Annotated in this window: 10 protein-coding genes; 8 read left to right on the forward strand and 2 right to left on the reverse strand. The window is 37.9% G+C overall.

Features of this window, described 5'->3' with window-relative positions; translation table 11 throughout:
• The first annotated feature begins 51 nt into the window (after window positions 1-51).
• From FFS26_RS11080 to metF, 5 genes are all read left to right on the forward strand, one after another.
• The gene (locus FFS26_RS11080; protein ID WP_110008597.1) at window positions 52-1,212 is read left to right on the forward strand and encodes an O-succinylhomoserine sulfhydrylase; all 1,161 of its coding nucleotides are present in this window, start codon (window positions 52-54) and stop codon (window positions 1,210-1,212) included.
• A 38-nt stretch (window positions 1,213-1,250) separates the two neighbouring features.
• The gene (locus FFS26_RS11085; RefSeq protein ID WP_137905048.1) at window positions 1,251-2,261 is read left to right on the forward strand and encodes a homocysteine S-methyltransferase family protein; all 1,011 of its coding nucleotides are present in this window, start codon (window positions 1,251-1,253) and stop codon (window positions 2,259-2,261) included.
• Window positions 2,262-2,344: 83 nt separating this feature from the next.
• Complete coding sequence (locus FFS26_RS11090) at window positions 2,345-3,436, forward strand: fatty acid desaturase family protein (protein WP_110008599.1); 1,092 nt, start codon at window positions 2,345-2,347, stop codon at window positions 3,434-3,436.
• A gap of 1 nt (window position 3,437) precedes the next feature.
• Window positions 3,438-6,098 (forward strand): methionine synthase, encoded by a 2,661-nt coding sequence (metH, locus tag FFS26_RS11095; RefSeq protein ID WP_137905049.1) that lies wholly within the window; start codon window positions 3,438-3,440, stop codon window positions 6,096-6,098.
• A 7-nt stretch (window positions 6,099-6,105) separates the two neighbouring features.
• Complete coding sequence (gene metF, locus FFS26_RS11100) at window positions 6,106-7,065, forward strand: methylenetetrahydrofolate reductase [NAD(P)H] (protein WP_110008601.1); 960 nt, start codon at window positions 6,106-6,108, stop codon at window positions 7,063-7,065.
• A gap of 52 nt (window positions 7,066-7,117) precedes the next feature.
• Here metF and FFS26_RS11105 read toward each other — a convergent pair whose 3' ends face one another.
• Entirely contained in the window at window positions 7,118-7,825 is a 708-nt protein-coding gene (locus FFS26_RS11105; protein ID WP_110008602.1) for a hypothetical protein, read from the reverse strand.
• 88 nt (window positions 7,826-7,913) lie between these two features.
• Entirely contained in the window at window positions 7,914-9,065 is a 1,152-nt protein-coding gene (locus tag FFS26_RS11110) for a hypothetical protein (RefSeq protein WP_137905050.1), read from the reverse strand.
• Window positions 9,066-9,167: 102 nt separating this feature from the next.
• Here FFS26_RS11110 and folE point away from each other — a divergent pair, with 102 nt between their 5' ends.
• The 3 genes from folE (at window position 9,168) to cysS (ending at window position 11,861) form a co-directional block, all read left to right on the forward strand.
• Window positions 9,168-9,833, forward strand: a complete 666-nt coding sequence (gene folE, locus FFS26_RS11115; RefSeq protein ID WP_002983392.1) for a GTP cyclohydrolase I FolE — start codon at window positions 9,168-9,170, stop codon at window positions 9,831-9,833.
• 6 nt (window positions 9,834-9,839) lie between these two features.
• Complete coding sequence (locus FFS26_RS11120) at window positions 9,840-10,271, forward strand: DinB family protein (protein ID WP_110008603.1); 432 nt, start codon at window positions 9,840-9,842, stop codon at window positions 10,269-10,271.
• 123 nt (window positions 10,272-10,394) lie between these two features.
• Entirely contained in the window at window positions 10,395-11,861 is a 1,467-nt protein-coding gene (cysS, locus tag FFS26_RS11125; protein WP_110008604.1) for a cysteine--tRNA ligase, read from the forward strand.
• Window positions 11,862-12,138: the final 277 nt, after the last annotated feature.

Here is a 12,138-nt window from a genome sequence, read left to right on the forward strand (position 1 = left end):
CATAGTGAAGAATCTCATTGATACACTGTTAAATTGACAAATTAAAACTATATGGAAAATTTTGAAACATCAGCAATAAGAACCCAGACGGAAAGAACTCAGTTTGATGAGCATTCTACGCCGCTCTATCTTACCTCCAGTTTTATATTTCAGGATGCGGAGGATATGAGAGCAAGCTTTGCAGAAGAAAAACCTAAAAATTTATACAGCCGTTTTTCCAATCCTAATGTAACAGAATTTACAGATAAGATCGCTAAAATGGAAGGTGCAGAAGCAGGATATGCTTTTGCAACAGGAATGGCAGCCATCTATTCTACATTTGCAGCTTTGTTAAACGCTGGAGATCATATTGTGAGCTGCCAGTCAGTATTCGGGTCTACCCACACTTTGTTTACCAAATATTTCCCGAAATGGAATATTGAAACCTCTTATTTCAAAGCAGAAGATGCAGCGAATGTGGAGCAATACATCAAACCTAATACAAAGATCTTATACCTTGAAACTCCTACCAATCCCGCTATTGAAATTCTGGATCTTGAGTTTTTCGGTCAGATCGCCAAAAAGCATAATCTTATATTTATTGTAGATAATTGTTTTGCAACACCTTATCTTCAGCAGCCCATCAAATATGGTGCAGATATTGTGGTACACTCAGCAACGAAACTGATTGACGGACAAGGAAGAGTTTTAGGAGGAATCGCAGTAGGAAAAGAAGACCTGATCAGAGAAATTTATCTTTTCGCAAGAAATACAGGGCCTGCATTGTCTCCTTTCAACGCCTGGGTATTATCAAAAAGTCTGGAAACATTGGCTATCCGTGTAGAAAAGCATTGTGAGAATGCCTTGAAGGTAGCGGAGTTTTTAGAAAGCCATCCTAATGTAGAATTGGTAAAATATCCATTCCTGAAATCCCATCCAAGCTATGAAGTAGCCAGAAAGCAGATGAAGCTCGGGGGAAATATCGTAGCCTTTGAAATAAAAGGAGGAATAGAAGGAGGAAGAAACTTTTTAGATAAGATACAAATGTGTTCATTGTCCGCCAACTTAGGTGATACAAGAACGATCGTTACGCATCCGGCTTCTACAACGCACTCCAAACTGTCAGACGAAGAAAGAAATGAAGTAGGTATTACTGCAGGACTGGTACGTTGTTCAGTAGGATTGGAAAATGTGGATGATATCATTGCAGATTTAAAACAAGCTTTGGATTAATCCAAATAGCAACTGGTTTTTAGCCAAAAAAGATAAAAATGAAAAATTCAGAACAATTATATAAAGCTTTATCCGAAAGAATTTTAATTCTTGACGGAGCGATGGGTACCATGCTTCAGAGATACAAATTCGAAGAAGAAGATTACCGTGGGGAGCGCTTCAAAGACTGGGAACATCCGGTAAAAGGAAACAATGACCTGCTTTCTCTGACACAGCCTCAGGCGATTGAAGAAGTTCACAAGAAATATCTGGAAGCCGGAGCAGACATCATTGAAACCAATACGTTCTCAGGAACTACGATTGCCATGGCAGATTATCATATGGAAGATCTGGTATACGACCTGAACTATGAGTCAGCAAAAATTGCCAGAAAAGCCTGTGACGAGTACACCGCAAAAAATCCGGACAAACCGAGATTTGTAGCAGGATCTATCGGACCTACCAACAGAACAGCAAGTTTAAGCCCTGATGTGAATGATCCGGGATACAGAGCCATCACTTTTGAAGAATTGAGAGTAGCTTACAAACAGCAGTGTGAAGCTTTGCTGGATGGGGGTTCAGACATCCTTCTGGTAGAAACCATCTTTGATACTTTGAATGCAAAAGCTGCTTTATTCGCTATTGATGAACTGCAGGATGAAAGAGGAATTAAGATTCCGATTATGGTTTCAGGAACTATTACAGATGCTTCAGGAAGAACATTGAGCGGACAGACCGCGGAAGCTTTTCTCATATCAGTGTCTCACCTGAACTTATTAAGTGTAGGATTCAACTGTGCATTGGGAGCAGATCAGCTGACTCCTTACCTTGAAACACTGGCTCATAATTCAGGATTCTATGTTTCAGCATATCCGAATGCCGGTTTACCGAATGCTTTTGGAAAATATGACGAAACTCCGGAAGATATGGCAAGACAGATCAAAGAATATGTAGAGAAAGGATTAATCAATATTATAGGAGGATGCTGCGGAACTACCCCTGAGCATATCAGGGCGATTGCAGATCTGGTGAAAGATTATCCGCCTAGAGAATTGAAAGAATTTGTCTGATTTGATAGATTTTTTTAATTAAAATCAAGAATGAAGGCTCGGTTATAAATATTATCTTTAAATAAACCACAAAATTTAATGTAATGGAAAAGCCGATTTACTTAAAAGATTCAGAAGATGTTAAGCTTTTTAATGAGTTGAGGAAGAAAGTAAACCAAAGGGTGGAAGGGATTTCTGAAAACAGAGATATCTACATTCAGATCAAAGCAGTCATCCTGCCATTGGTCTATATTGGTTTATATTTTCTCGCTGTTCTTAATGCCGAAAAGCATTGGATCTATATTCTGAGTTTTGTTTTAATGGGAATTTCTCTGGTTTTGATTTATTTAAACTTAATCCACGAAGCGGCCCATAATAACATTTATAAGAGTAAAAGACTCAATGGGCTGATTCTTCACATTTTTGATTTTATAGGAGCCAACTCCTATATCTGGAAAAAAAGACATATCGCAAGCCATCACGCCTATCCGAACGTAGATGGATGGGATACGGATATCGAGCAGAGCGGACTGCTTTTAATTGTACCGTGGATTAAAGCGAAAGGAGTACAGAAGTATCAGGACAAGTTTTTCTTTTTAGTCTATCCGTTGTATTTGTTCAACTGGATGTTTATAAGAGACTTCAGAGACTTTTTTGATAAAGAAAGGGTGATTTTAAAAACCCAGGGAAAGATACCCACCATTGAAAAAGTAAAAATGATAAGCTATAAGCTGTTCTATTTCTTTTATCAGATCGTTGTTCCTGTAGTGTTCTTTAAAGTATCAATAGGATTGGCTTTAGGAGCGTGGTTTTTACAGGTGATATCAGCAAGTATTTTTGCATTGTTTGTGTTACTGCCTTTGCATCCGCTTCCTGATAATGCCTTTCCAAAATTAAATAAAGAGAATGGTCTGCCGTTTAGCTGGCTTCGCCACCAGCTGGAAGTAACCAATGATCTCAAAGAAAATAACTGGTTTGTAAGAAATGTGTTGGGAAATTTCAATTTTCACGTTGCTCACCATCTGTTTCCCAATTACAGTTATATGTATTATAATGAAATTACAGAGGAGATTGAAGAATTTGCTAAAGAACATGGTTTAGCATACAAAAGATTTCCGCTGATTACAGCTTTAAGTAAGCATAGGGATTTATTGAAGCAGAATGCCAATAATGCCTACTATATTTTAGAAGAATAAAATGAAGTATTTAAGATTATCAGGCCTCGAGCCTCTTATCATAACCCCGGAAAGTAATTTCATCAACGTTGGTGAAAGAACAAATGTTGCCGGATCCAAAAAGTTTTTAAGACTGATTAAAGAGGAGAAATTCTCAGAAGCCTTAGATATTGCCCGCCATCAGGTAGAAGGAGGTGCCCAGATTCTGGATGTTAACTTTGATGATGGTTTGATTGATGGAAAAGCATCGATGATCAAATTCCTGAACTTAATTGCCTCTGAACCGGATATTGCAAGAATCCCGATTATGGTAGATTCTTCCAAATGGGAGATCCTTGAAGCAGGTCTTCAGGTAGCTCAGGGAAAATGTGTCGTGAATTCCATTAGCTTAAAAGAAGGCGAGGAAGAATTTATCAAACATGCCAAGGCCATCAAAAGGTATGGTGCAGCTGTCATTGTAATGGCATTTGATGAGGTAGGACAGGCAGACAGTTTTGAACGAAGAATTGAAATTTCAAAACGTTCCTATGATATTTTGGTGAACCAGATTGGCTTCCCCGCAGAAGATATCATTTTCGACTTAAATATCTTTCCGGTAGCAACTGGAATGGATGAGCACAGAAGAAATGCCATCGATTTTATTGAAGCGACACGCTGGGTAAGACAAAACCTTCCTTACGCATCCGTGAGTGGAGGCGTGAGTAATGTTTCTTTCTCTTTCCGTGGAAATGATACGGTGAGAGAAGCCATGCACTCTGTATTCCTGTACCATGCGATTCAGGCAGGAATGAACATTGGTATTGTAAATCCGGCTATGCTGGAGGTTTATGATGAAATCAATAAAGAATTGCTGGAGCTGGTAGAAGATGTCATCCTGGATAAAAGAGAAGATGCTACCGAAAGGCTTTTAGATTACTCTGAGAAACATAAATCGGTAAAAAAGGAAAAGACTGAAGACTTAGAGTGGAGAAATAATCCTCTACAGGAAAGGATTACCCATGCTTTGGTAAAAGGAATCGACCGTTTTATTGAAGAAGATGTAGAAGAAGCAAGGCTATTGGCCGAAAGACCCCTTCACGTCATCGAAGTGAACCTGATGACAGGTATGGGAGTGGTTGGAGATTTATTCGGAAGTGGAAAAATGTTCCTTCCACAGGTAGTAAAATCCGCAAGGGTAATGAAAAAGGCAGTAGCTTATTTACAGCCTTTCATTGAAGCAGAAAAAGACGGAACAAAACCTGCCAACGGAAAAATATTAATGGCAACCGTAAAAGGGGACGTTCATGATATCGGCAAAAACATTGTGAGTGTTGTTTTAGGTTGTAACAACTATGAAATTGTTGACCTTGGAGTAATGGTTCCCGCCGAAAAGATTATTCAGACTGCCATTGAAGAAAAAGTAGATGTTATTGGGCTAAGCGGACTGATTACCCCAAGTTTGGATGAAATGGTGTACATCGCTTCAGAATTAGAAAGACAAAATTTGGATTTCCCTCTATTAATCGGCGGTGCTACAACGTCAAAAGCACATACGGCCGTGAAAATCGATTTGAAATATAAAAATGCTGTCGTTCATGTGAATGATGCTTCAAGAGCGGTAAACGTTGTAAGCTCATTGCTGGGTGACAGAAATAAAGAATATGTTTCGGATTTAAAGAATGACTACTCTGATTTCAGAGAAAAATTTCTGAACAGACAGGTGGATAAAGATTATGTTTCAATCAAAGAAGCAAGGGAAAATCACTTTAAAATTGACTGGGAAAATGAAGAAATTTTCACACCGAATAATCTCGGAATAAAAGTAATTGAAAATCAGGATCTGAGAGAGCTTCTTCCTTTTATCGACTGGTCTCCGTTTTTCAGAAGCTGGGATCTCCACGGAAAATACCCGAATATTCTGGAAGATGAGGTGGTAGGAGTTCAGGCGAAAGAACTATTCAAAGATGCTCAGGTTATTTTGAATAGAATTCTGGATGAGAAACTGTTAACCGCAAAAGCCATCTTCGGAATCTTTAAAGCCAATTCCAATGAATCTGATGATATTTTGATTTTTGATGGAAATAATAATGAGCAGGCAAAATTTTTAACTCTAAGACAGCAGGCTCAGAGATCAAAAGGCAAAGATTATCTGGCGCTAAGTGATTTTATTGCTCCTCAAAGCTCTGGAAAAACCGATTATGTAGGAGCATTCTGTGTAACCACCGGATTTGGTACCGATGAACTGTCTGCGGAATACGAAAAAGCCAATGATGATTACAATTCTATCATGGTCAAAGCTTTGGCAGACCGTTTTGCAGAAGCTTATGCCGAATTCTTACATAAAAAAGTCAGAACGGAATACTGGGGATACGCCAATCAGGAAAACTTAAGCAACGAAGAGCTTATTGCCGAAAAATATAAAGGAATCCGTCCGGCTCCGGGATATCCGGCTTGCCCGGACCATCTGGAAAAGAAAACCATCTGGGACCTTTTAAAAGTAGAAGAGAATACTGGGGTTTTCCTTACAGAAAGCCTTGCCATGTTCCCAACAGCATCTGTTTCCGGATATTATTTCGGAAGCCCGCATGCCAAATATTTCGGATTAGGTAAAATTACAGAAGACCAGCTTGAAGATTATGCAGCAAGAAGAGGTTGTAGCATCCAGGAAGCGAAAAAATGGTTGTCACCCAATTTAGCAGATTAACATTAACATGAAGATAACAGAACACATTAAAAACGCAAATGGAAAAACTTTATTCTCCTTAGAAGTTGTTCCACCACAAAAGGGAATAGGTATTGAAGATCTTTATACGAACATAGATCCGTTGATGGAGTTCAAACCTCCTTTCATTGATGTTACCACATCCAGAGAAGAATACATCTATCTGGACAAAGGAAACGGGCTGATGGAACGCCGTATTACAAGGATGCGCCCCGGAACCTTGGGTATTTGTGCAGCCATCCAGCATAAATATAATGTTGATACAGTGCCACACCTTCTTTGCGGAGGTTTTACAAAAGAAGAAACAGAATATCTGCTGGTAGATTGTATGTACCTTGGAATAGATAATGTAATGGCCTTAAGAGGTGACGCCATGAAAGGGCATCAATATTTTGAACCTACTCAGGGAGGGCACGCCAGTGCAATGGATCTTGTCAATCAGATTAATGATCTGGGAAGAGGAAAATATCTTCATAACGAAGAACAGGTTTGTGATGAACTGAACAAATTCTGCATCGGTGTTGCTGGATATCCCGAAAAACATATGGAAGCGCCCTCCATGAATTATGATCTGAAGTGGCTGAAACAAAAAGTAGATGCCGGAGCAGATTACATCGTTACCCAAATGTTTTTTGACAATAAAAAGTATATTGAATTCGTTCAGAAAGCAAGAGAAATGGGAATAACGGTTCCAATTATTCCGGGAATCAAACCTATTGCAACAAAGAAACACTTGAAAATCCTGCCACAGGTATTCAAAATAGATCTTCCTGAAGAACTGATCAATGAGGTGGAAAATGCAAAAAATAATGAAGCGGTAAAACAGATCGGAATAGAATGGTCTATTGCTCAGTGTAAAGAACTTCTGGACTTTGGAGTTCCCGTTCTCCACTTTTACTCAATGGGGAAAAGTGATAACATCAAAAAAGTAGCCGGTGAGCTATTCTAATAAAAGTACCAAAATGAAGGAACCCCTGTAAATTTCACAGGGGTTTATTTTTTTATTGATTTAAGAACTTAACCAGTTTGATGAGGTCTTCTTCTTTGTTGATTTTAATATTATTAGATTTTACAAAGTTTTCAATCTCATCCTTTTTTGCAGGGAAGGCCTCTGTGATATCTTTTATTTTCTTCGGTTTTTTAATATATCCTGATTCTGTTTTGATATAGTAAACAGGGTCTAATGTTTTAAAAAAAGCCGCTTTATCAGTTGCATATGAATTGGCTGCAGGGATGGCATCTTGAAATTTAACCTTTATTTTTTTGAAAAGCGGGATTTTACCATTAACTAATTCAAAAAAATAACCACTCAGATCATCATCAGTTTTTAATAATACCATTGTGCTTTTTGGCGATGAAATTTCAATTTTGGAAAACTGTTCTTCTTTAGGCAGGACCAAAGGTTTACCTTCTTTCTGAAATTCTACTTCATCCTTGTAGCTATTGTATCTTACAGGTACTTTTTCAAAGTTTTCACCTACTTTAGCAAGATGAAACTCTGAATTGTAATAAGGAGAACCTGCTATTTCATCATACTTTAATGCTCTCCCATAGTTTTCTGATCGTACTCCGAATACTGCGTGATCTCCTCCGAGGCTGTTTACAGATATTGTACTTGAGTAGCCGGATGAGTAGTTATCAGGAGTAAAATCCTGTGCAAATACAATGCATGAAGTAACCAGTAAGGCGCTTATAATTACTTTTCTCATTTTGTTAGTTTTATTAAAGTTTTCAAAAGTTATTTTCAAAAATACGATTATTATTCTTAAAATGATGAAATTTTGTTAAAGTATTTAGCTATAGTATTGTGTGTCTCTCAAACTCCTTATTTCTGTCAAACAAATACCGGTAAGTAGCAAGTCTACGTGTTACTGTAGTATCAAGAGTTTCTGCAATCTTAATCATTTTAGGGTTAAAATCACCAATCCACTGAAGTTCCGTAATGGTAAAATCCGTATGTTTTCTTAAATGCTGAGTTCCTTCCCAGATCATATATCCGTCAATACCTTTCTTCTGCCATTCGGGGACAACACCAAAAACAAGCCCCACCATTTTTTCATTCTTTTTAAAACGTTTTAAAAACAAAAATTTAAGCTTTTGAAAAATCCCGAATTTCCCGTTCAAATATTTAAACCACTGGTTGAGATCAGGAATATTGATCCACATCGCAATCGGTTTTTCGTTTTCGTATACAAACCAGGAAATATGCTCATTGATGATAGGTTTCATGGTATTGAACATCTTCAGAACTTTTGCTTCTTCAAGATGCTTTCCTTCTCCATGAGATGCCCATGCTTTATTATAAATCTCTGTAAAATCCTTTGCAAACTTCGGCAAATTATTCTTTTTCATAGGTTGTGCTGAGATCGCAGGGTTTCTTCTGTTCTTTTCATGCGCAATGGTAAAGATCCTCGACACTTCCGCAAAAACAGGTCTGGTAAAACATAGCTGCTCAAAATAAATCTGAAAACCATAATTTTCAAAAAGATCTTTGTAATAAGGGAAATTGTAGTTCATTCCAAATAAAGGCTCAATAAAACCTTCAATTAGAAGCCCCCAGAATTTATCCCGTTCTCCAAAATTGATAGGTCCGTCCATTGCTTCCATTCCTTTTTTTTGAAGCCAGTTTTTACAATGGTCAAAAATAAAATTGGCAGTTTCCTGATCATTAATACAGTCGAAAAAGCCAATTCCTCCCGTAGGCTGCTTCTGTTCATAACAGCCGTTCACAAAAACAGCTACTTTCCCAACGGTGTTACCATTTCTTTTAAACAGAAACCTTTTACATTCTCCGTTTTTGAAGAATTTATTCTTGGCAGGATCAAAAATCTCCTCAATATGTTTATCTAAAGGGCGGATATAATTTTTGTCGTGTTCATAAAGACGGGCCGGGAATTCCAGAAATTCCTTTTTATGGAGTTGGTTTTGTACTTCTTCGACAATAATCATAGGCTTTTTAATCTGAGCTGGTTATAAAAGATAATGTTTTTCACCCTAATTGAATATAGATGAACAGATATTATCCGTATTTTTGCTGCAAATTAAATAAAAATGGTTGATTTTACTGATAACGACGATGATATTTTCACTGGAAAAGAACATACGCCTATAAGGGAAGATGCTTTTGATAAATCGCCACAGGAAAAAATTGAAAAAATTACTGAGCTTTTTGGTGAGATTATGGAAACGTTGGGATTGGATATGACAGATGATTCTCTGAAGGATTCTCCAAGACGTGTTGCCAAAATGTATGTGAACGAGATTTTCGGAGGACTTCTTCCTGAAAATAAACCAGGAATCTCCACTTTCTCCAACAAATACAAATACCGCCAGATGCTGGTGGAAAAAGATATCACGGTATACTCTTTCTGCGAGCATCACTTTTTACCAATTATAGGTAGAGCACATGTTGCTTATATTTCCAATGGAGAAGTAATCGGTCTTTCAAAAATTAACAGAATTGTTGATTATTATGCGAAAAGACCACAGGTTCAGGAAAGACTTACCATGCAGATTGTAGATGCTTTGAAAGAAGCTTTGGGAACTAAAGATGTGGCGTGTATCATTGATGCAAAACACCTTTGTGTCAACTGCAGAGGAATAAAAGATACAGCAAGCTCCACAATTACTGCGGAACTCAGTGGTATTTTCAGAACAAACCCTATCACAAGACAGGAATTCTTACATTACGTAGGAAGTCATGCAAAACTGGATTAATAAACAATGAACTACCAGATCCTTAAAAATATTATTGATACACAGCTTCAGAGATTCCAAAATATCACTGAAGAAGAATGGATATATAAAAATTCCTCGGAAAAATGGTCCAAAAAAGAAATTATTGGCCATCTTTGTGACAGCGCTTTTACAAATATCCGTAGATTTGTTGTGACACAATATAAAGAGAACGAAAATATTGTATATGATCAGAATTTTTGGGTAAAAGCTCAGAACTATCAGAATGTTCCTACTTCAGATCTTATTGACCTGTGGAAATCTTTGAACTATCAGATTGTTCATATCGTAGAAAATATCCCGGACGAAGCATTACAGAGAACCTGTGATACGACCAAAACAGAACCACGGGTCTATACATTGGAGTTTATTATCGATGATTATGTAGATCATCTGCAGCATCATTTAAAAGCGATTTAATTATGATAAAATTTAAAAAAGTTTCAGATAAGATTTTTATCACGACAATTATTTGTTGTGACAAAAATATTTTTTAACTCAATTTTGAATCTTAAAATCATTAAATCTTTAACTTAAAAATAAATGCAATTAAAATTATATAACTCCCTTACAGCGGAAAAAGAAATATTCAAACCTATCTTGGAAGGAAATGTCGGAATGTATGTCTGCGGACCTACCGTGTACAGCAATGTACATTTGGGAAATGTAAGAACTTTCCTTTCTTTCGATTTTATCTACCGTACCCTGATGCATTTGGGATACAAAGTAAGATATGTAAGAAATATTACCGACGCAGGACACCTTACCGATGATGGAAATGTAGATAACGACAGATTCGTAAAACAAACCAGACTTGAAAAACTGGAGCCTATGGAAATTGTACAGAAATATACCGTAGATTTCCACAAAGTACTGGATATGTTCAATCTGCTGCCACCCAATATCGAACCTACCGCTACAGGACATATTGTAGAACAGATCGAATTAACTCAAAAGCTGATTGAAAGAGGTTTTGCCTACGAAAGCAACGGTTCAGTATACTTTGACGTTTTGGAATACAATAAAAGAGGATTGAATTACGGTGAACTTTCAAAACGAAATATAGAAGAACTTTTTGCCAATACCAGAGACCTGGACGGCCAGGGAGAAAAGAAAAACCCACAGGATTTTGCATTGTGGAAAAAAGCATCCCCAGCCCACATCATGAGATGGAACTCCCCTTGGGGAGAAGGTTTTCCGGGATGGCACCTTGAATGTACTGCAATGAGTACAAAATATCTTGGCGAAACATTCGATATCCATGGAGGAGGAATGGATCTTAAATTTCCCCACCACGAATGCGAAATTGCACAAGGCAAAGCCTGCAACGATGCCGCACCGGTGAATTACTGGATGCACGCCAATATGCTGACGATGAATTCTCAGCGTATGAGCAAATCTACAGGAAACTATATCCTGCCCATGCAGCTGGTGACAGGAGATAACGACTTCTTTGAAAAGCCGTTCCACCCTTCAATTGTACGCTTCTGTTTCCTGCAGGCGCACTACCGAAGCGTTCTGGATATTTCAAACGATGCCATGATAGCGAGCGAAAAAGGATTTATCAGATTAATGGAAGCTGTGAAAGTATTGGCTTCTATTACCCCTGATGATTCAAAACAATCCGGTTTCAGCCTGAAAGAATGGAAAAATAAAGCCTATGAAGCATTAACAGATGACTTTAATTCGCCAATACTGATTGCCCACCTGTTTGAAGCGGTGAAATATATCTTTGCGCTGAAAGATGGCAAAGAAACAATTGCAACAGAAGATCTTGAAGACTTAAAATCAACACTGAATGCATTCATCTTCGACGTTCTGGGATTACAGACCATAGAAGAAAATAACAATGAAAAACTTGATCAGACCTTAAAAGTTTTGATCGAATTGAGAAACCAGGCAAGAAAATCCAAAAACTTCGAACTTTCAGACCAGATCAGAGATAAACTGCTTGCAGAAGGGATCGAATTAAAAGACGGAAGAGACGGAACATCATACGTTCTGAACTAGAAATATAACTTCGTTTTATCCCCATTCCGTAGGAGTCCCACATATTTAGGATTCTTACGGAATGTTTTTTGTCCCTTTTAGAGAATATATCCCTATTTCAGCTTATGTCTCTTTGTGCTTCACTTCCCCTCTCTAAACTCTCTTACCCACTCACCCTCCAACCTTCCAACTCTCGAACTTTATTAGGAGCTATTTCCTGCTATCCATTCATACTCCTCGCGCCGAGGCTTTCCCACGCTCTCACCCTGAGCGAAGCCGAAGGGCCCCCACACCTAAA

Origin of the sequence: Chryseobacterium sp. 2VB, from assembly GCF_005503635.1 — a bacterium.
In the GTDB taxonomy this organism is placed as follows: Bacteria; Bacteroidota; Bacteroidia; order Flavobacteriales; family Weeksellaceae; genus Chryseobacterium; species Chryseobacterium cupriresistens.